Genomic DNA, 21,139 nt, shown 5'->3' on the forward strand with positions numbered 1-21,139 from the left:
CCCGGTCGCTACGCGGCTCGGGCCGGACCGGCTGAAAACGCTGAAGATGCCGCCGCCCTCGCCGCTACTGGCTACCGTCTCAGGCGATGACAACGCGATTGATGCCATCCATTCACGCCGACTACGGCCAAGAATACGACCGTCTCGACTTGAAGTTGAGGCCTCGGCCACGGCACGGCCGTTGCGTCGTTCAGCTCCCAGCCCAGTGTTGAATGAGATCGCGATAGCGCGCATGCGATGCCGCTACGGCTCCGAACTCGGCCTGCCGCGCTGAAACGGCTCTCCTTCTCTCCTGACGCCGACCTGCGAAGCCGTGGTTTTGAGTGCATTGAAGAGGGCCTGCCCGGCCGGTCTCCGCGTTGCGGATCATCTCGGGGCGAAGAGAACCCCGAGCGCGCGCTAGAGACGTCTGATGGTCTAGGCGAGGGCGCGTGCGGATTGGCTGCGAGGAGGTTCGCGAAATTTCCCGCGTTTGCCGCGACCTTTCTTCGAATTGGCATCAGGATAGGTGACCCAAGGGAGTAGAGCTTCGAACAACTCGGTGCTCCCTGGAACCAGTCAGCGAGCCAAAAACAGCGGCAATGGCAGCTTCCCAACTATCCATCTCGTGACACCGCCGAAGAGCCGCTCACGCAGCCGGCGGCTGCCATATGCGCCCATGACGATCATGTCTGCGGACGTGTCGATTGCGTGCTGCGCGAGGACCGTTGCCACCGGTTTGCCGGCACTCGGCAGCCGGTCAACTGACACTCGAGCACCGTGCCGAGTAAGATAGGCAGCGATGTCGGCTCCCGGCTCAGCGCCGTTTCCGTTGAAAGTAGCCTTCGGATCGACCAGTGTGACACGAACTTCCTCAGCTCGGGATAGCAGATCCAGCGCTTCCCGAACCGCGCGGGACGCCTCGACTCGCGAATCCCAGCCAACCAACACGCGCCGCGGCGACAGCGTCGCCTCAGCGCCCTTGGGCACAACAAGTACCGGCTTTCCCGTATCGAACAAGCTGCCGTTGATAACAAGGGGTCCGAGATTATTGTCGTTGAGAAGTGCGGGGCCGACAATTGTCAGGTCGGTGCAGTGCGCCCGCTGTCGCACGGCGTCGCCGACGTCGGCCTCATCGCAGTAGTCTGTATCGACGTCAGAGCAAAGCGACATGGCTTTCAGCAGTTTCTGAATTTCCTTGGATGTTTTTTCCAGATGGGCCATGTCCTGCGAAAATGTCTCGATCTGCCTAAACCGTTTGTCCAACATGGCAATGGCCTGGGCGCGTTGTACCGGCCACTCGAGGATGCCATCGCCGAGCGGCGGAGGCGACATAACGAGCGGTGGAGGCGACATAATCAATACGGAAAGATACGCGCCGACCTCGGCACACAAGCCGGCAGCTGTTCTGACGTCCTGATCGGAATGGTCAGAACCCGTCACACAGAGTACGCTTTTAAAACCCATTTGCCTGCTTCTTTCTAAGTATGTCGTACCTGTAGGCACGTTTCGAAGCCGCAAGAGTTGTGCCACTCCTCATCTCCGTCGTGCTCAGGGCCACCGGTTCGCTATTTAGCCGTCCGGCCTCTCGAGCGAGTAGCCGGCCGACCTGGTGGTACGGATGACGGTGGAGGGCGAGGCCGCCTTCAGCGCCTTTCTGAGCCGGCTCATATGCACATCGACGGTGCGCACACCGACGTGGATGTTGGCCGGCCAGGCCGCGCCGATCAGCTCGTCCCGAGTGAAGACCTTGCCGGGAGTCTCAAGCAAAAGCCGCAGCAGGTTGAACTCGATCGGCCCGAGATGGATCTCGTGGCCATTGCCACGAACCCGGTGGGCATCGAGCCTCATTTCAAGGTCGCCACAGGAGAGCCAGCCGCCGTTTTCAACCCCGTTTGCACCCCGCTTCGTCAGCGCCAGCCTCGCCCGTAGACAATCAAGCAGCTTGGCCGGGGCGATCGGCCGCACAAAGCTCTCGTCAATGCCTGCCTTCAGGAGATCGAGGTGCTGGTTCTCGGCGCCGGGCGCGATCAGGGCAATAATCGGCAGCGCGCCGGTCCGGGGCTCCCGCTTGAGCCGGGCGCAGATTGCGGACCCGGTTATGCTCGCTGGCCCGCAGTCCAGCACCACGGCCTGGAAGTCCCGTTCGTCGGCCATTGCAAGTGCTTCCTTCGCGCCGCCTGCCGGCTCACTGGTGAAGCCGTCCACCTCCAATATATGGCTGAGGAACAGATAAAACTCGGCATCTTGCGAACAGATCAGGACGAGTGGCTTCATCAGCGCTACCCTAGGAACCAAATCGGTCTCGACCGCGTCGGTTGAGTGGGCTGGCCATCGCAGCTGCTCAAGACCTGACATGACCCCCCCTGTCCGAAACTCGGTTCCATCACGCCCGTGCCACGTCGGGATAGGCTTCAATAGCTGCGATGCCATCGCCGACCAGTTTCGTGCCGGCCGCCGCGAGCTTCCCGAACGTCTCAAAGCCGAACCGGTGGACGTCGCGCAGGGTCTTCGACAGGACGACCAGCCGTCCGGCCGCGAAGAGCACGCGCCCAAAGCCCTCATGGCTCATCTCCATCATCGGCGATGCCATCAGGCCGCAGCGCTCCTCGATCGCAAGCCCGACGGCGGCGTAGAACTTGTCGAGCCTCCACAGCACGTCCGGATCGGGATCGCCGATGATCGGGATCGCACGGCGCTGTTCCTTGGTGATGATGAAGTCGCCCAGCAACTCGGCATCCGGTTTGCCTTCCCATGACCCGTAGGAATCCTGAGCACGGATCAGCCGCACGAGGCATTTGACGAACGGGGTGGCAAGGGCCGCCTCGTCCTCGGCGACAGCAGTGCTAGCCGCGGCATCAGACATTTCGCCTTCTCCTCATTTCAGTCGTCCTCGAAGGATGGCTTCTTCTCGGTGACGCCTGCCTCCGCCAGCACCTTGCGCAGCCAAGGGGGAGGACACGTCCTGAGCATCATCTGCGTGCGCAACAGCACCTCCTGGATGCTTTGGGGGTGCGGCACCTTGATCGGATGGATCTTTGCCGAAACAATCTTGGCTGCCGAAGGTCCGCCGATCGCCAGACAAAACAGCAGATGACAGCCCTTCAGCGCCTCCACCTTCGGCGTGATGCGGTCATCGCCCTCGCTCCGATGCTCCCCGCTTTCGTCGGAAACGTCGTCGAAGGCCACGGCTTCCACGAGCTTCCACTCCTCGCGCGTCACGTCGTAGACAGCAAAGCGTTTGGCCGACCCGAAATGGGCATTGAGGTCCTTCATGTCTTGCGTGGCGATCGCCACGCGCAATGCGCCTGTTCGTCGTGTAGGCATCGGAGCGTGAACCTCGTCAGTGACGAGTGAGAGGCGACGGACGGGGCCCATCTGGCGTTTCTCGCTTGCGGAGGGGATCAAGTTCTTCAGGTGTCGGCGCCTTCCAGTAAGCCTGGAAAATGTTGGCAACTTCGAAGACCAGGTCGCGGGTGCCCTGATAGAGGATTGTGAGCTTGTGCTGGCTGCCGAGCCGGTCGAAGACGGGAAAGCCGACGCGCATGAGCGGAATGCCAAGGCGCTGCGCGGCCTGGCGTCCATGGGAATGGGTGACGAGGAGATCAGCGCCGGCGGCAAGAGCTTCCAAATCGCCGAGATCGCCGATTTGAACCGACTGCGCTGGTACTTTTTCCAGAATTTTCGACATATCGGTCGTGGCGACGGCCGCCGCGATTTCGGAGCCCATGCCGACGAAGAACGTCGCGAGTTGATAGAGTTGGTCTGGTTCAGCAGCGATCGCAATTTTCTTGCCTCCGAAATGGAAATGTCCGTCGAGTAACGCATCCTGCAATTGGCCCCGGCGACGGCGCACCCCGGCCGGCACCGACGCGCCTGAAACCGCGGACAGCAGCGAGACGAACCGATCGGCGCCCTTCAATCCGGTCAGCGACTGGAACAGCACGTAAGGCACGCCGGTCAATTTCTGCAGCACCTCGGCCGGGCGGCGCATATGCTCGCCGATGGCGATGCATTGCTCGGCCGTGCCAAGCTCGCGGATGTCCTCGACGCTGGTGCCGCCATAGGTGGTCGTGACCCAACGGTCGGGCACGGTGCCGTCGAGCGAGCCTGAAACGTCCGGCAAAATCACCGGCTTCAGCCCAAAGCTTTCGACCATCTCACGCAAATGCTCGATGTCAGCCACAGTGAGGTTCCAGCCGGGCAGGATTGCGATCTTCTTTGACTGCCGCACCTGCTCGCCAGGGCGTGTAATGCCTTCGATCATCGCGGTGACAGCCTTGGCCCAGCCCTCTTCGATGGCGCCGTCGAAATCCGGCGTGTTGGCCAGCACGATCTCCGTACCCGCGATCTCTTCCGCGTGCTTCAGCCTGATGCTGGCGATATCGCCTGCGCAATCTTCGCCACGGGTTTCCACCAGCGCCGTCGTGCAGACCCCGATCAGCTTTGGCTTTGTGCGGACCTTGAGGTTGAGGATCGCCTCTTCCAGATTGTCCGCCCCGCCGAGGATTGTCGTCACTTCGTCCATCGCGGTGGTCTGCAGGGGGATCGCTTCCTTGAAATGCCGCACGAAGAGCACGAGCGCGAAGCTGGTGCAGCCCTGGCTGCCGTGGAACAGTGGCATCGCACCCTCGACCCCAAGAAAGGCCAAGGCCGCACCCAGCGGCTGTGACGATTTCAGCGGATTGACGGCTGCCGATTTGGTCTGGGAAAGGATGCGGGCCATCGGCTTTCCTCAACGCTCGCCGCAATCGTCGGCCGTCGTACCGGCGACTTCCTGGACAGCGTGCAACGTCGCGGTCTCGCTCCTCGTGCCCGGCAGTTCGTCCTCCACCGCAGGCTGGCAATCCCACGGAGCCGGCTCGCGCACCTGGGACCAGATCGGGTTATGAATGGCGAGGTCGATCTGGCGTACGAGTTCCACCATGCCGTCATAGCCCGCATAAGGGTGCTGGCGCTCCTGGTTGATATCGAGCCAGGGTGTCTTGGCCTTGAGCGCGATGAATTGCGTGCGCCCGCCCGACAGCATGATATCGGCCTTGTGTTCTGAGAGCATGGCGTAAAGGTCGCGCGCTGCCATCTGCTCGAACATGTGGTTGTCGTCCTTCAGGATCTGCTTGATGCGCTGCTTGTCTTCGACTGTCGATTTCTTGACCGAGGTGCCGACGATCTCCATGCCGATCTCCATCAGCGCGTGGACGATCGACCAGGACTTCACGCCGCCTGTATTGAGAAGCACGCGCTTGCCTTGAAGCCGCCGCCGATAGGCTTCGAGCTTCCTCCACGCAATCGCCTCTTCCACCGCGATCAGCGTCCGTGTGCGGTTGAGGATCTCGCGATCGGCGCCCTTCCTCACGAGCAGCTCAGCAATGTTGCGAAGTGCTTCCGAGGTGTCGGTAATGCCGTAGAAGGAGCCTTCGAAAAACGGGATGTCCCAGCGCTCCTCCATCTTGCGGGCAAGATTGATGAGTGCCGTCGAGCACACGATCATAGCCGCCCGGGCGCGGTGCGCGGAAGCAACGTCAAGGTAGCGCGCGTCGCCCGGAATGCAGGCGCGCACCCGGATGCCTAGCCGATCAAGCAGAGGCTTCACCAGCCAGAATTCGCCGGAGAGGTTGAATTCGCCAAGGATGTTGATGTCGTAAGGCCCGGCGTCATCGGGTTCTACCGTGCCGATGACGTGATCGAGCAACGCCTCGGCGGCGAGCTTGTTGCCGAGGTTCTTGGAGCCGGCCAAGCCCGGGGCATTGACCGGCACCACCGGCAACCCGAATTTTTCCCGCGCACGCTTGCACACGGCCTCGATGTCGTCGCCGATCAACGCCGTCACGCAGGTCGAATAGACGAAGATCGCTGACGGCGCATAGGCTTCCCTAATCTCGCGGATCGCCTTGAAAAGCTTGCGCTCGCCCTGCCCCATCACCACGTCGAGTTCGGTGAGGTCGGTTGTGAAGCTTGTGCGCCAAAGCGTTGGCCCTGACGAAGCCGCGCCGCGGTTGTCCCAGGAATTGCCCTCGCAGGCCAGCGGCGCATGGACCAGGTGCGCGACGTCGGTGATCGGCTGCAGCACGATCTTGGCGCCGTCAAAGGCGCAGCCGCCGGCTGCCGCCCCGGGGGTCAGCGGCTTCGAGCAGCCCTCTTTGCGCGCCTTGGCATCCTTGCCGCGGTTTTTATCGCAGGCGGGCTCGTTGAAGACATCCTGGATTTTGGCGCTGAGCGAGGACATTGCGTCGGTCTCCAAAAGTGCATTGGAAGGCGGCCAGCCTCGGCGAAAGGCCGGCCGCCGCTGCTAGCGGGTGAGGTCATAAGAATAGTCCGTCACACCCGTCTCGCTGGTCTCGCGATCGAGCTTGTCGAAGATCTTGTCGAGGATCGTCGTCAGGACGCGTAACCCGCCCTGGTAGCCCATGAGCGCAAAGCGATGGTGATGGTGCCGGTCGAAGATCGGGAACATCAGCCGGATCAGCGGCGTGCCGGTGTCGCGCTCCAGATACTTGCCATAGGAATTGCCGATCAGCAGGTCCACCGGCTCGGTGAAGAGCAGCGAGCGCATCGCCCACAGGTCCTTGCCCGGCCAGACCTGGGCATCCTTGCCGAAGGGCGAGGATGCAAGCAGTACCTTCATCTCGGCTGCCCATGCCGAGCTGCCGTTGGTGGCGAGGCAATGGGTCGGCTCGCCGCCGGTCTCCATGACGAAGCGGGCCATGGCGTAGACGAAGTCCGGATCGCCGTAGATCGCGTATTTCTTGCCGTGCAGCCAGGACTGGCTGTCCGCCATGGCGTCAACCAGTCGGCCACGCTCAAGGCGGATTGTCTCGGGGATCTCCTTGCCGGAAATCGCCGAGACCTTCATCAGGAATTCGTCCGTCGCCTGGACGCCGAGCGGGTAATGGAACGAGGCCGTCGCCTGCCCGACTTCCCGGCAGTAGTCCAGCGTTTTTCGGGTGTTGTAATGCTGCAGCGAAAGTGTCGCCTCGGCGTTGAGCGCCTTCTTCACGTCTTCGATCTTCGTGCCGCCATCATACATGCGATATTCACCGTCCGACGGCGTGTCGAACTGGTCAGAGGCGTCCTGGATGAAGGTGTAGGACACGCTCATCAGATCGAGCAGGCGCTTGAGTTCCCGGTTGTTGCCGACGCAGAAGCCGTCGAAACCGGGAATGATGTTGATGGTTCCCCCGGCTTTCGTGCGCTCCTGGCCTTTCCAGAAGTGCTCCAAAATGCCCTTGACCATTACGTCATAGCCATCGACATGGCTGCCGACGAAGGCCGGCGTGTGGGCGAAGGGCACGTCGAAGTCGCGCGGGACCGAGTTTTCGTCCTTGGCGTTCTCGATGAAGCTGTGCAAGTCGTCGCCAATGACCTCCGCCATACAGGTGGTCGAGACGGCGATCATCTTCGGGTCGTAGAGCTGGTAGGTGTTGGCGAGCCCGTCGACCATGTTCTTCAGGCCGCCGAATACCGCCGCATCCTCGGTCATCGAGGAGGAAACCGCCGACGCAGGCTCCTTGAAATGGCGCGACAGGTGCGAGCGGTAATAGGCCACGCAGCCCTGGCTGCCGTGGACGAAGGACATGGTTCGTTCGAAGCCCGCGGCCGCGAACACCGCGCCGAGCGGCTGGCAGGCCTTGGCGGGGTTCACCACAAGCGCTTCGCGGGCGAGATTCTTTTCGCGGTATTCCCACGTCTTGGTGAATTCGCGTTGCTCGGTAACGATCTGATCCGGGTGCGGACATTCGAAATTCAGCTTCTTCTCCGCGAGCATCTGCCTGTATTCCGGCTCGCGGAACAGGGGAGCGTGGTCGAGAATTTTTTCAGCCGACTGCGGCATTGGTGATTACCTCTTTTTCATCTGGCCGCCCCATAAGGCAGCTCAGGGACGTCGAGACGTTTCAGGTGTCCCGCGGGCCACGGGGCCGCGGGCGTTCATCGTCTTCCTTGGGGAGACCAGGCTAAGGCCGGGTGTTATTCGGCAGCCATCGCCCGCCCACGGCTCGGGCTTTTTTCCAAGGGGCGTCGTACAGGCCCCAGACCGGGTTGTTGATGGCAAGATCCACGTCGCGGGCGAAAATGGCAAAGCCGTCATAGCCGTGATACGGTCCTGAATAATCCCAGGAGTGCATCTGGCGGAACGGTATGCCCATCTTCTGCACGGGGTATTTTTCCTTGATGCCCGAGCCAACGAGATTAGGGCGAACCCCCTCGATGAACTTCTCCAACTCGTAACCGGTCACGTCATCATAGATCAGCGTGCCGTTCCTTACGTAATGGCCTGTGCGCTGATAGTCGTCGTTGTGGGCGAACTCGTAGCCTGTGCCGACGATCACCATGCCGAGGTCCTCGTATGCTGTGATGACGTGGCGGGGGCGCAGTCCGCCGACGTAGAGCATGACAGTATTGCCTTCCAGGCGCGGCCGGTACTTGGCGATGACGGCGTCAACAAGCGGTCTGTACTTGGCGATAACCTTCTCAGTCTTCTCCTCGATTTCAGGGCCAAAATGCATGGCTATCTTGCGCAGGGAGGCTTCGATCTGGGAGGGGCCGAAGAAATTGTACTCCATCCAGGCGACCCCATACTTTTCCTCCATGTGCCGGCAGATGTAGTTCATCGACCTGTAGCAATGGATGAGATTGAGCTTGGCCTTCGGCGCGCGCTCTATCTCGGCGAGCGTGGCGTCGCCCGACCAGTTGCCGACCACGCGCAGCCCTATCTCCTCGAGCAGGATGCGCGAGGCCCAGGCGTCGCCGCCGATATTGTAGTCACCGATCACGTTGACGTCGTACGGGCCCGCCTCGAACTCCACGTCCTTCTTCTCGAAGACCCAGTCGCGGATCGCGTCGTTGGCGATGTGGTGGCCGAGCGATTGCGAGACGCCGCGGAAGCCCTCGCAGCGCACCGGCACGATCGTCTTTCCGTGCTCCTTGGCCTTGTTGCGGGATACTGCTTCGGTGTCGTCGCCAATCAGGCCGATCGGGCATTCGGATTGCACGCTCATGCCGTTGTTGAGGGGAAACAGTCCCTCAATCTCGTCGATGATCTGTTCCAGCTTCTTGTCACCGCCGAAAACAATGTCCTTCTCCTGGAAATCGGAGGTGAACTGCATTGTCCCGAACGTGTCGATGCCCGTCGTGCCTACATAGTAGTTGCGGCGCTGCGACCAGGAATATTGCCCGCAGCCGACCGGGCCGTGCGAGATATGGACCATATCCTTGATTGGACCCCACACCACGCCCTTAGAGCCGGCATAAGCGCAGCCACGAATCGTCATCACGCCCGGAATGGACTTGATGTTCGATTTGACGTCACATTCGGAGACGACCTCGCCAGCCTCGTCCCCGCTCTTTGCGACGCTAAGGTGCTTTTTGCGGCGCTTCGCCGCCTTGTCGGGATATTGCGACAGCACCTCCTCGATAAGCTTTGCATGGAGAGTGCCGTCATTCTCGTAATCCAGGCTCATGGGACCCCTTTAAAGGTTCGAGTGACGCCTCACCGACGAGGCGCCGTTCTTTGAAAGGCGCGTCAGCTCAACGCGGCGCCTCGTGGCGGCAGCGCTCGTTACTGGGCGGCCGCTTTCGTCGCTTCCTTGGCCTGAAGCTCGGCAAGCATCTGCTCGTCGGTCTTCATGATGCCGAAGTCGAGCAGCATGTCCTCGAGCTCCTCCATGGTGATCGGAGTCGGCACGGTGCCCTGCCCCGAATTGCCATGGATCTTCTCGGCCAGCGCGCGGTATTCCCCCGCCTGCTTGGAGTCCGGGGCATACTGGATAACCGACATCTTCCTGAGCTCGGCGTGCTGGACGATGTTGTCGCGCGGCACGAAATGGATGAGCTTGGAATTGAGCCTGGAAGCCAGTGCTTCGGCGAGGTCGAGCTCGCGGTCGGTTTGACGCTCGTTGCAAATCAGGCCGCCGAGCCGCACGCCGCCCGAATGGGCATATTTCAGAATGCCCTTGGCGATGTTGTTGGCGGCATAGAGCGCCATCATCTCGCCGGACATGACAATGTAGATTTCCTGGGCCTTGCCCTCGCGGATCGGCATCGCGAAGCCGCCGCACACCACGTCCCCGAGCACGTCGTAGGAGACATAGTCGACATCGTCATAGGCTCCGTTCTCCTCGAGGAAGTTGATCGAGGTGATGACGCCGCGCCCGGCGCAGCCGACACCCGGCTCGGGACCGCCGGATTCCACGCACTTGATGCCTTTATAGCCGACCTTGAGCACGTCCTGGAGCTCGAGGTCTTCGACCGAACCTTCCTCTGCCGCGAGGTGCAGGACCGTATCCTGCGCCTTCGAGTTCAGGATCAGGCGGGTGGAGTCGGCTTTGGGGTCGCAGCCGACGATGAGGATCTTCTGCCCAAGGTCGACAAGTGCGGCGAGCGTATTTTGGGAGGTGGTGGACTTGCCTATGCCCCCCTTGCCGTAGAATGCGATCTGACGCAGACCTGACATTTAGCTTTCCTTCCTTCGTTCCATCCATCGCGGCTGCCCGCGACATGCCGGTCGGCAGCTCTCGCCGCCTCACACCCAAAGGGTCTCAAGATGCGTGCCAATTGGCTTGATCGAACACAAGAAAAATTTTGATGTTGCTTTTCAGCTATTTAGCCTGAGGGCAAACAGTGCTCGTCGGAACAAGTCCGTGTAGCGGACGCGACAAAGGCGACAGAAAGATCGGATGGCGCTGCTCGAGACCGCTACAGGTTGACCTCGGTGTCCGGAGCAAGTTGGAGCAGCGAGTTAAGGCGACTTTGGTCGAGAGACCTGCTGCAGAGACTTCGGTCCACGCGTAGCTGTGTATCGCTCCAGGCTGCTTTTGATCCCGCGCGGTTCAGCCTTTGTCTTCGCGATCGCGAGGTTTGCTTCTTCGCACCAGACGTCCTGTAGGCTTGGCTGCCATTTCTGCTGATACGCTTGGATTGACCCCAAGGCGAGCATTTGCACCAACGGAAAACGAGCACAACCGGCCGAGCTCATGGATCGTCACGCTGGGAATAGCTGCCTTGGCGATCTCGCACAGGTGTCGGTTATGCGTCAGGTAGATCACCTGACCGGCACATGCCATCTCACCAAACAGTTTGAAGACCTCCTCTGATCGGCCGTGGTCGAAGGTCTCCATTATATCATCGGCGATAAAGGGCACGGAGGGCCTAGACGGAACCGTCGGCCGTCAGCTCCGAGATTGACGGGCGCGCCCTCACCGACCGTTTCCCAGATCAGGCCTCCGTTCCTACTGACCGACAGGCCTCCTTCAGTCGCGGCGTAAATCGTGTCGGCGTCTTGCCGATGCGGCGAGGTCGATCAGCTGGGAGCGGTCCAACCACAGCCACATCTTCCCGGCAATGTCGGGCAGCAGGCGCTGTACGTGTTTTCGCTGCTTGCCACCATAGTTCAGTTCGGACCGGGCCTGCGCTTCTACAGGAAGGGTTTGCCTACCCTGTGATCCACAGCCCTTCGTTCGCCGACGTAGCGGTTACCGTCCAGAGCGAGGCGATCGCAGTTGCTTGGGCAAAACGTTTCAAATTCGACTTCATGCTGATCTTTTGCGTTCAGGGAGCCACGGCGCCTGGGTTGACTGATGAACACCGTCCGTTCGCGCATGTGGGGTCGAATTAACTCTTGGCGAAGAGGAGGCAGACTCATCATCCAACAGTAGCCGGAGTTCCGCTGGGTCGAATGCCATCATTGGTGGGGAGGCGGGTTCATCATCCAATAGCTGCCAGGGCTCCTCCTCGTGCGGCATGCGCCCCCTCAGTCGGTTTTGCAGCGCCTGCCGATCGGCGATGAGGTTGTCGAGGTGCAGCGGCTCGTGGTCCGGCCGCTGCCCGTCCACCAATCGTCCAACCAGCGCCCACGTGCCCTCCAGCACAAAGACGCCGCAATCGTAATCGTTCGGCTGTCGCGGCATGCGGGCTGGCGTCAAGGTGGCGTTCAGCAGTCTTGCGAGTTGTCTTGCAGGCACGTCGTTGTACCCCTCTCGCTGAAGGGAGTCGTAGTGATAGGCGAACCGCCTTTCCGGGTTGCGGCGATCAACGAGCAGCAGCGACCAATGGGTGCCGGGGCTATTGGGAGTGCCATTGTTCAATGGCAGGAACAGGAAGTCGGCTGGAGCGTCGTTTTGATTATAGATGGACTGCAATGTGCCTCGCGCGTTCTGCGGCTCCATGTGGCGCAGTAGATGGGATACCGACGGACTGACTAGCCGTGTCCGGGCGGCGAGCGTCGGATTGATCCCCTGCAGCTGCTGCTCTACGAAATCGTAATCCATCTGCACATGGGCGTCGCTCAGCCACTCGGTGGCGCCGAGCACCGACCCGTTGGTGACATTGGACGAGGCTGTCGTATCCAACGCCCCGATCTGGACATCGGAGGAGGTGGTCGTGGACGTAGTCACATCAACCACGGGAAGACCGCGGTAGGTGTCTGGCAGCTTGGCGGTGACTGGCCGGCCGGGTCCTGGAGCCCTTGCCGGTGCCGCTGGCGCAGCTTCACTCATGGGCCGAGGTCGAGTGTGATGGATGAGCTGAACGTCATCGGGGCCTCCCTGCCTCAATACGGCGGCGGACCCTGTCCCTTGCATCATCTGCTGCCACTCCGTCTCGACCATCTGCCCGCGCGGACGCACCGGTGCAGAATGAGCATCGTCGCGCAAGTCGACCGGTGTGGACGGCAAATCAACTAGAGAATCAAGATCGCCGTAGATGTCTGAGGGAGCTCTGGCAGAAGGCGCCGGCGCAAAGTGAGCATTGTAACCCAACTCAGCCGGATCTGGATCAACCAATGCTTCAAAGCCAGGATAGAGATCCTGAGCTCTGGCAGTTGATGGCGACGCCGGTTCTTGCATCCGCCGCCGCACCAACTCCTCGCTCAACCACGCCAAAGCTTCATCGTCCGAGGAGGCTGGCACAAGAGAAAGCTCCTGCGGCGAGCCGGGCTGTCGAGCGCCCTGGTAACGACCAGGTACTGGCCCGGTAAACAGCGGCGGAAAGGCAGGCGATGGAACCCAAGCGTTAAGCTCGAATGATGTGGGCGGATTCTGATGAACCGCCTCAAACCCGCCGTCCTGCCGGCTTGGCAGGACGTTGCTCCCGGCCAACTCGTCCGCGGCCGACTGGTGGTCGTTGCGCCAGTTCAAAGGATGAACGGCTTCTGCGGAATCCGGCGGCTGATGATGGCTCGCGCTTGGCCCGAGAAATGGCTGTGGGCCGGCCTTATCCAATCCCCCCAAAGCAGATCCTGATCGTAATCTTCCATGGGTGGCAAAGCGATAGCTTCATGTGGGGCACTGTGCTGCGCAGTGGCGCCTCCGATCGCGCTAGTCTCCGCATGCAGCCTTGGGATGTATTCGCCCTCTCTCTCCCGCATAACGGGCTGCCCTTCCAATGGCAATGCGCCCACCGGGTAGGTGGAGGGCTGCATCGGCATGCGGCCGACTGAATTGCCGATCTCGCTCAGCTGCTGCTGAATGGCGACGGTTGACGGCGCATTCAGGGTCCTCTGCCGCTTTGCCGGCCTCAACAGCGCTGTGGAATGTTCATTGTTGATGATGACCCACTCGGTTGGCAGGAGGTTGCCCCTGTCAATCGCGCCAGGCGAGCGCCGAATCTGCTGTTCGCTGACCGCTAACAACGGCCGGGTGGCAGCCTGAACACCAGCCTGCCCAGAGCCGGCTGCTCCGAAAGCGCCCGCCCCTATGCTGTCGAGGTTATCCAGTCCAGCGGGCAACTTCCCTGGAGCAATGAAAAATGACGGGGCTGGTTGATTATCCTGCTGTCCTTGAAGCTCCTCTGGCCAACTGCCAGCTTCCGGCCACGCGCTTTGCTGCGCAGCGGCGTCGCCGACCCGCCTCGGCTCCATCAGTGCCGCGTCGTCGAGATCAGGACCGGTGGGAACACGGCGCTCGAGCTCCATCGCTTTAGCGCCGGCCTGCGATTTTCGGAGCTGAGCCAGTGCGAAACCGATGTTCCGATGACCACCGGTGTCCTCCTTGAAGGCCTTGACATCTCCATCCAATGCCTCGCCGGAAAGCCGACCAGCAATGCCCTTCTTGTTGTTTTGACATAGGTAGTCACTGAAGCTCCTAAGATCAGTTGCATTGGTGCTGCCGATATTTGTCGCTGCTTCCTTTCTGTACTCTTTGATGAGAGCCGCGTCCTCCGGATACGGAGTCAACTCAGGGCGGCCTGCGATCGGCACGGTTCCCCCCGTCGACTGCGAGGTCCGGAGATGACTTATTGCCGTAAGCAGCCTCGAGGGATCACCCTTTCCGATGAATTCGCACGCATCATCGGTCAGCGACTGCTTGTCGAGCCGATCCTTCACGGGATCTTTGTTATTTGCGAAGAGCCAGTGGCCAAAGCCGAGAAGAATACTTACATTGTTCTTGGCGGTCTGCTCGGCGGCCCCGCCTTTGACGAGGGCCTCCTCAAGACTGAAAATAAAGTCTTGATCCCTGAAATGAAGAGGGCGCTTGCTGACCCTTTTCAAAAACCGAGTTGACTGAGCCGGCTGTGGCGCCGAGGACGACGGGCCAGATTCGTCGATCAGCCGATCGTGGCTTTCCGCAGGAAGCTCCTTTGGCCAACTGCCAGCTTCCTGCCACGCGCTGTGCTGCGCAGCGGCGTCGCCGACCCGCCTCGGTTCCATCAGTGCCGCGTCGTCGCGATCAGGAACGGGGGAAACACGGCGCTCGAGCTCCTTAGCGCCGGCGTGCGATTGTCGAAGATGAGCCAGTGCGGCACCGATGTTCCGATGACCGCCGGCGTCCTCCTTGAAGGCCTTGACATCTCCATCCAATGCCTCGCCGGAAAGCCGACCAGCAATGCCCTTCTTGTTGTTTTGACGTAGGTAGTCACTGAAGCTCCTAAGATCAGTTGCATTCGTACCGCCGGTGTTTGTCCCTGCTTCCTTCCTGTACTCTTCGATGATAGCCGCGTCCTCCGGATACGGAGTCAACTCAGCGCGGCCTACGATCGGCACGATTCCCCCCGTCGACTGCGAGGTCCGGAGATGACTTATTGCCGTAAGCAGCCTCGAGGATTACCCTTTCCGATGAATTCGCGCGCATCATCGGTCAGCGACTGCTTGTCGAGCCGATCCTTCACGGGATCTTTGTTATTTGCGAAGAGCCAGTGGCCATAGCGGAGAAGAGTACTTACATTATTCTTGGCGGTGGGCTCGGAGGCCCCGCCTTTGATGAGGGCCTCCTCAAGACTGAAAATAAAGTCTTGATCCCTGAAATGAAGAGGGCGCTTGCTGACCCTTTTCAAAAACTGAGTTGACTGAGCCGGCTGTGGCGCCGAGCCGGCCGGCATCGCTCCACCACCTCCACCTGTATTGGCGACCTCGCTCAGTTGCCGCTCAAAGGCCGCCGCACCTGCGGACGGAGCCGCGGGTGAGCTCTCTTGCGGGCCAGCCCTGTTCGATTGTCCACGCACCCGCTTGGTCGAGGTGAAGTCCATCGGTTCTCACTTTCAGCAATATAAGCCCGTTTGAAGCTGGGCTTGGATTTGACACAGGGAAGCTATCGAGAACCTGACGACGACAACGTTCCCGTCAAGACGGATGGGTTGCTAAGTTTTCGGCAACCAGAGGCATGGCATGGGCTCCGGTGTTTCGCCGGAGAGTTCAGATGTTCAACGGTCGCCATTTCGACCAGTCCGTGATCCTGCTTTGCGTTCGCTGAAAACTGGCCTACGGCTTGAGGCTTGGCAATGAAGGAAATGATGGCCCGAGCGTGGCATCAGGCCATCGATCATTCGACGATCTATCGCTGGGTCGTTCGCTTCTCGCCCTTGCTGCTGAAACGCTTCAATGGGCGCAAACGTGCCGTGACCGGCAAATGGCTTGCGGACCAATCGGGCGGCCATTGTTTCCTACAACACGACCAACCCCCTCCGGGACCGTTCGCGGCGCAGACTGACGCCGATCCAGATCCGCAGAGCCAATACCTCAACAATCGATCGAGCAGGACCATCGGCGCATCAGGTGTCGTGTACGGCCCATGCTCGGTTTCAATCACGCGCCAGCGCGATCGGCACGCTGGACGGGATCGAGATGATCCACATGATGCAAAGACGACAGGCGAGGATCTGGCGATCCGCAAGCTGCATGAAGGCAAGACTGGAGGAGCGGTGCCCATGCGGGTGCCGTTCGCACCAGCCTGAAACCGCCGATTTTAGAGCATCCTCAGCAGCGCGCCGCCTATCGAATACCCCGCGCCAAATGCGCAGATCAGGCCGAAATCGCCGGGCTTCATGTCGGCGTGGTTCTCTGACAGCGCGATGATGGCGCCGGCGCCGGCCGTGTTGCCCAGCCGCTCCAGCACCATCGGCGCACGGTCGTGGTCGACCTCGTGGCCGAAGGCCAGTTTCAGGATCATCGCGTTCATGCGCGCATTGGCCTGATGCAGCCAGAAGCGCCTGACCGCCTGCGGCGTCAGCCCGTGCTCGGCGAGGAATTCGACGATGAACTTCTGCCCGGCGACGGTGACTTCCTTGAACACCTTGTTGCCGACCTGCTTGATCAGATTACCTTCCAGATTGATCATGTAAGGATCATCCTGGGCGGTGCGGGTGTGGTAGCCCAGATTGGTGCGGATGTTGTTCGACATCTGCGTCCAGATGCGCGTGTCGAGCACCTCGAATCGTCCCGGCCGCTTCTCGCCTTGGGCAAGACCCTCCACCACCATGGACACGGACGCGTCGCCGAAGATGAAATGCGTCTGCCGGTCGCGGAAATTGAGATGGCCGGTGATGATCTCCGGCGTCGTCACCAGGATGCGTTTGTGTGCGCCCGACCGCACCAAATTGACGGCGATGTGCAAGGCGGCGGCAGCCGAAGAGCAGCCAAGCCCCATGTCGAAGCCGGCGCCCTTTGTCCCCAACACTTGCTGCATTTCGATGGCGATCGCCGGATAAGGCCGCTGGTGATGCGAGGCCGAGCAGATCGCCAGGTCGATATCGGACGGGCTCAGTCCGGCATGGTCGAGAGCCTTTCGCGCCGCGGCGATGCCGAACTCGGCCTCGAGCGATAGCGCATCGTCGGGCCGCGCCGGAATGCGCGGGGCCATGCGGGTCGGGTCGAGAATGCCTTCGCGCTCGATCACATGGCGGGTGCGCACGCCCGAAGCGTGGACGATGAAGTCGCTGTCCGATTTCGGCAGCGGCGGCTCGCCGGTCTCCTGGCGGCGCGCATTCTCCATGTCGACCCAGGCATTGAAGCTGGCGACCAGTTCTTCATTGGTGATCTTGGCTTCAGGGACTTCAACGCCGATGCCGCTGATGATGACGCGATGCATGTTTCAGTCCGTCGCACGCGCCGGCGCTGCGGCTCTCACGTGGGCGTCGAATTCGCGAGCCGGCCGCGTTCGCTCATCCTCGAATTTGACAAAGAGGGCGCCGGACCGGTCAGCCATGTCAGCTCCCACAATCATTCGACGGTGACCGATTTTGCGAGATGGCGCGGCTAGTCGACATCTGTGCCCATGACGAGCGCCGTGTGGTAGGCAAGAAGCTGTATCGGCACCGAGAAAATCATTGGCGCGACTATCTCGTCGACTGCCGGCAGCCCCCGCAGCCGCCAATTCGTCCTTCAACTCGGCGAAATTCTCGATAATGCCGTTATGGACGACGGCCACACCATCGCTAAAGTGCGGATGCGCGTTGCGTTCAGTCAGTGCCCCATGAGTTGCCCGGCGCGTGTGGGCGATGCCAATGGTGCCGCCCAGCGGCTCTTCCTTCAGCCTCGCCTTGAGATTGACGAGCTTGCCCTCGGCGCGCCGGCAGTGCAAGGCGCCCTCGGTGATCGTCGCAACGCCGGCTGAGTCATAGCCGCGATATTCCAGACGCTTCAACGCGTCGACCAACCGCTCCGACACTGGCTGTTGCCCAACGATGCCAACAATCCCGCACATGCTCGTCTCCGATTTCTCCCGGCAGCCTGGGTCGACCGGAAGGACACCCGCCCGGCCGTTTCTATTCAGAGCCTCCTAGGGGAATTCGGTACGATTGGTAAAATCGATTATTGGGATAACTGTTATCCACCCAGTGGATGGGGCTAGGACGCGTTTGGGCTACGTCCTCGATCATCCCGGCGGAAACCGCTCATCTCGGCGATACGGGCCTCCTGAACGATCCGGGACGCGAGCACCTCACGCAGATTGCGCGGATTGGCCCTCAATGTCTTATGATCGAAGACGCGCCCCAGCAACGCCAGATCGGAGGGATTGAAGGCGCCGGATTGCGCGAGCATTTCGACGAAATCGGCATGACACCCCCTTCGCTGCAGGCTCCGTCGAGCACAATCGATAGTTGGGCGCTATTGCAAGGTCCAGGCTGGACACTATGGCAGCAAACGTCCCGCGACCAAAAACAAGTGCTCAAGAGAAAAACCCGCCGCGCTTCGCGGCGCGACGGGTCGATCAGGCGTTGCATGAAGCATCGCTGCTGCGTCGTCATGAAACGCTGGGCCCACCCCTTTGCCGACCGATGTTCCAGGAGATACCCTCGCGCTGAACCACGCCAGAAACCTCCTTGCCGATGTGCCGATGGAGCACCGGCCGCCATGGCACCAGCGTGAGCTCGCGCGACCTCTCGATCGCGGCATATTTGCCGCAGGCGAGCTCAACCGATCGGCGCAGCATACCCTCTATTCGATCTCCTGCCCGGGCTTCGGCATACGAGAGCCCAAGTTCCTGCGAAAGCTGACCGACAACACGGTTCAGCTCACGCTAACGCAGGATCGAAATCATGTTGGCGCGATAAACTATCCGGTCCTGCTCTTCACTCGCGAGACCCTGCACGAGCAGCCACTGCCGCCTGCGTGCCTGCGCGGCCCGCACATCACGGCCGAAACCCGAGCCATGCAAAGCCTCCGGTCTGTCAGAGACCAGCTCGCGGTCAATCCAGGTGGCGCCGTCGAAACCAATCTGTTGCTCAAGCGACAATGAGGAGAGCTTCTCGACCGTGACAGGTTCTTCCCTGGCACGCTGACGCTCGTAGACGACGACGCGTTTGGGATGGTCCGGCCCGATGACCCTGGTGCCGTCAGGCTCGCGCTTCACTCCACCGGTGGCGTGGCGGATCGCTTCAAGGCGCCGGACGTGCGTTTCGGCGAAAGGTTCGGTGACCGACCGATCATGCTTGAGATGGATGTCGATGTTGTAGCGCCCGTTATGGGCGGCCACGATGTCCGCGATCGTACGGTCAAACTGCCTTGGCTCGGTGTTCCTCGGGGTGACACGAAAGCAGCTACGCTGGACAACCAAAGGGTTGTTATGGCCAGGGATCAAAGCCCGAAGGGCCGAGACCGCCGTACCAGAGCGAATGAAGCGGACTCGGTTCACGAGAGCCCGCCGTGCGTCATCAGGCGCGCGGGCGCCCGCCAACGTCAATAGGACGGGTTTGCGATAGTGGGGCTTGGGGGCTTGATCCTGTACTCGAAATCTTCGCCCAGCTGGGATCGAAAACCGATCGTGTCGGCGAGGTCGAGGATCCGTCCACATCGACGCGCCGACTATCCCGCTTGGATGGCCGCGAAGGATGCTTCTGGTCAACTCTTGAAGATTACAGCAGCGGTGGACGGTCTGGCGAAAGTCCCATTTTCGAGAAGAACACGTTCCATACCTCAACCTCGCCCAGTTGATCAGGAACATGGTTCTCCTGATGGATACTGCAGCGCTCCGGGACTGGCCCTATGAACTTCGACTTATCATATGCATTCCCGTTGGCGCGGAAATAGGCCACATGGAACCTTGAGTGTCCCAATTTTTTCTCAAGTAGAGTGACCATCTCCTGGAGATCGTCTACGCCAAACGTCTTTCCCATCTGCTGATCCCCCGGAGCATCCGTCGCCGAGACATAACGCACAAACAACGTCTTTCGTGTCCGAGCGATGTCAAGCATCTTATTGTATTTGTAAATCAGCTTCTCTCGGCAGGACCGTAACGCTTCCGGCGTGAATATCACTGCGTTGGACGTGGTCCGATCGAATTCATGGTGGTAAACTACCCCGTAATTCTCGCAAAAAGCTGACGTCCCATTGAAGCAGGCTGATACACGAAGCCCAAATCGCGCTCCATCATCTGCCAATATTTCCTCGATGGAGGCTATAGGTGTCACAATCCAATCAAAACAGCTGCTCGGGCGCCGTTTGAAATAGCGTCTGATTTGCGTCGCAGGAGTGCAGTCAGATCCAAGGCTAAAAATAGCTTCGTAAGGCATTGCCCGGTCCTTAGGTGGTACCAGATAGGAGTGAAAGAGCGATGCTTTCCAGCATTTCGAAAGATAGGGCAAATCGATTGTATTGATACGGACCATCAGCGCTGCGGATATGGAACCACGCAGCATCAAACTGGCCAAGCCGGTCATCATCGCGCGGCTTAGGATCGTTGTCCGCGATAAGCTGTTACCTGTGGGTTCGTTCCTCGCCGAATGGAGGCAGCGGTAAGCGAACGCACTCTCCATCGGCGGCGGCTCGCTGGCCGTGCGGGCGAAACGAAATCGTCGAAAATGGAGGTCATTCAATTTCGGAAGCAGATACAAGCTGCAGTCGTGGGGCAGCGTGTCTGGCGATACGCTGGTGGCAACCGTGTCCTTGATCGCCTGCTTGAACATCGACAATGATCACCATCGGCCGTGACAGCGACCGGCTGGCGAGGCACTGGCCATCGGGCGGCTGCCGCCGTGGATGTCATTCGGCCACCGGAGGGCAGCAAGATGGTACTTCAGACGCCGCGTAGGCACGATGGCGTCGACGCATAGCCGCAACGGGCGGAGCACGGAGGCGCCGGAAACGGCGATCTGCAAACTCTGGCAATCCTGTCGCAGCAGCACGTGCTGCATCCCTGCTCGCGTCAGCAGGACGTATCGGTGCGCGCATAGTTTGGAAACATTTCCAGCTAAACCGCCTCGAAAGACACAACAGTATGCCTCAATAGGTTTTCCGCCGTCCGAAAGGTGGGGTGACTGAGGCTTTTAGGTGAAGGAACGATTTTTCCGGATGCAAAAGCGTCCGGAAAAATCCTCTACGGAACAAACAGAGAATTGACCGCATGGAGGGCATTTCGCCCGACGCACAACGATACTCACCCCCCAGCGAGTTCTGCTGTACACACACAATGGAGCCTTCTAGGCATGGAAATAGGAAAGGGCAACACTTCCTCTC

15 protein-coding genes and 4 pseudogenes are annotated in these 21,139 nt (G+C 60.5%); 1 reads left to right on the plus strand and 18 read right to left on the minus strand.

Features of this window, described 5'->3' with window-relative positions:
* Nucleotides 1-558: 558 nt before the first annotated feature.
* The 13 genes and pseudogenes from HB777_39640 to HB777_39700 all read right to left on the minus strand — a co-directional run bounded on the left by HB777_39640 (nt 559) and on the right by HB777_39700 (nt 15,435).
* The gene (locus HB777_39640) at nt 559-1,446 is read right to left on the minus strand and encodes a universal stress protein (protein ID QND69667.1); all 888 of its coding nucleotides are present in this window, start codon (nt 1,444-1,446) and stop codon (nt 559-561) included.
* 105 nt (nt 1,447-1,551) lie between these two features.
* A complete protein-coding gene (locus HB777_39645; protein ID QND69668.1) occupies nt 1,552-2,337 on the minus strand; it encodes a response regulator transcription factor in 786 nt (261 codons plus the stop codon).
* A gap of 28 nt (nt 2,338-2,365) precedes the next feature.
* A complete protein-coding gene (locus HB777_39650; GenBank protein ID QND69669.1) occupies nt 2,366-2,845 on the minus strand; it encodes a NifX-associated nitrogen fixation protein in 480 nt (159 codons plus the stop codon).
* 17 nt (nt 2,846-2,862) lie between these two features.
* Nucleotides 2,863-3,357: a nitrogen fixation protein NifX gene (gene nifX / locus HB777_39655; GenBank protein ID QND69670.1), complete on the minus strand. Its 495-nt coding sequence runs from the start codon at nt 3,355-3,357 to the stop codon at nt 2,863-2,865.
* Nucleotides 3,323-4,705 carry a nitrogenase iron-molybdenum cofactor biosynthesis protein NifN gene (nifN, locus tag HB777_39660; GenBank protein QND69671.1) on the minus strand — a complete coding sequence of 461 codons (1,383 nt, stop codon included), beginning with the start codon at nt 4,703-4,705 and terminating at the stop codon, nt 3,323-3,325. Before nifN ends, nifX begins: the two co-directional genes overlap by 35 nt.
* A 9-nt stretch (nt 4,706-4,714) precedes the next feature.
* A complete protein-coding gene (nifE, locus tag HB777_39665; protein QND69672.1) occupies nt 4,715-6,205 on the minus strand; it encodes a nitrogenase iron-molybdenum cofactor biosynthesis protein NifE in 1,491 nt (496 codons plus the stop codon).
* A 63-nt stretch (nt 6,206-6,268) separates the two neighbouring features.
* Nucleotides 6,269-7,810: a nitrogenase molybdenum-iron protein subunit beta gene (gene nifK / locus HB777_39670; protein QND69673.1), complete on the minus strand. Its 1,542-nt coding sequence runs from the start codon at nt 7,808-7,810 to the stop codon at nt 6,269-6,271.
* A gap of 121 nt (nt 7,811-7,931) precedes the next feature.
* Complete coding sequence (gene nifD, locus HB777_39675; protein ID QND69674.1) at nt 7,932-9,437, minus strand: nitrogenase molybdenum-iron protein alpha chain; 1,506 nt, start codon at nt 9,435-9,437, stop codon at nt 7,932-7,934.
* 98 nt (nt 9,438-9,535) lie between these two features.
* Nucleotides 9,536-10,429, minus strand: a complete 894-nt coding sequence (nifH, locus tag HB777_39680) for a nitrogenase iron protein (GenBank protein ID QND69675.1) — start codon at nt 10,427-10,429, stop codon at nt 9,536-9,538.
* Nucleotides 10,430-10,943: 514 nt separating this feature from the next.
* Nucleotides 10,944-11,126, minus strand: a pseudogene (locus HB777_39685) (hypothetical protein).
* A 378-nt stretch (nt 11,127-11,504) separates the two neighbouring features.
* Nucleotides 11,505-12,818, minus strand: a complete 1,314-nt coding sequence (locus tag HB777_39690; GenBank protein QND69773.1) for a hypothetical protein — start codon at nt 12,816-12,818, stop codon at nt 11,505-11,507.
* 287 nt (nt 12,819-13,105) lie between these two features.
* Nucleotides 13,106-14,953, minus strand: a complete 1,848-nt coding sequence (locus HB777_39695) for a hypothetical protein (protein ID QND69334.1) — start codon at nt 14,951-14,953, stop codon at nt 13,106-13,108.
* 35 nt (nt 14,954-14,988) lie between these two features.
* Nucleotides 14,989-15,435, minus strand: a complete 447-nt coding sequence (locus tag HB777_39700) for a hypothetical protein (GenBank protein QND69676.1) — start codon at nt 15,433-15,435, stop codon at nt 14,989-14,991.
* Nucleotides 15,436-15,605: 170 nt separating this feature from the next.
* Here HB777_39700 and HB777_39705 point away from each other — a divergent pair.
* Nucleotides 15,606-16,063: pseudogene (locus HB777_39705) on the plus strand (IS6 family transposase).
* An 88-nt stretch (nt 16,064-16,151) separates the two neighbouring features.
* Here HB777_39705 and HB777_39710 read toward each other — a convergent pair.
* From HB777_39710 to HB777_39730, 5 genes and pseudogenes are all read right to left on the minus strand, one after another.
* Nucleotides 16,152-17,273 (minus strand): beta-ketoacyl-ACP synthase III, encoded by a 1,122-nt coding sequence (locus tag HB777_39710; GenBank protein QND69677.1) that lies wholly within the window; start codon nt 17,271-17,273, stop codon nt 16,152-16,154.
* A 246-nt stretch (nt 17,274-17,519) separates the two neighbouring features.
* Nucleotides 17,520-17,888, minus strand: a pseudogene (locus HB777_39715) (glutamine--fructose-6-phosphate aminotransferase).
* A gap of 143 nt (nt 17,889-18,031) precedes the next feature.
* Nucleotides 18,032-18,226, minus strand: coding sequence for a hypothetical protein (locus tag HB777_39720; protein ID QND69678.1), 195 nt, complete (start codon nt 18,224-18,226; stop codon nt 18,032-18,034).
* 202 nt (nt 18,227-18,428) lie between these two features.
* A pseudogene (locus HB777_39725) lies at nt 18,429-19,628 on the minus strand (DUF3363 domain-containing protein).
* Nucleotides 19,540-20,589 (minus strand): hypothetical protein, encoded by a 1,050-nt coding sequence (locus tag HB777_39730; GenBank protein QND69679.1) that lies wholly within the window; start codon nt 20,587-20,589, stop codon nt 19,540-19,542. The pseudogene HB777_39725 and the gene HB777_39730 overlap by 89 nt, the downstream one beginning before the upstream one ends.
* Between the last annotated feature and the right edge of the window lie 550 nt (nt 20,590-21,139).

The organism is Mesorhizobium loti (genome assembly GCA_014189435.1).
In the GTDB taxonomy this organism is placed as follows: domain Bacteria; phylum Pseudomonadota; class Alphaproteobacteria; order Rhizobiales; family Rhizobiaceae; genus Mesorhizobium; species Mesorhizobium loti_G.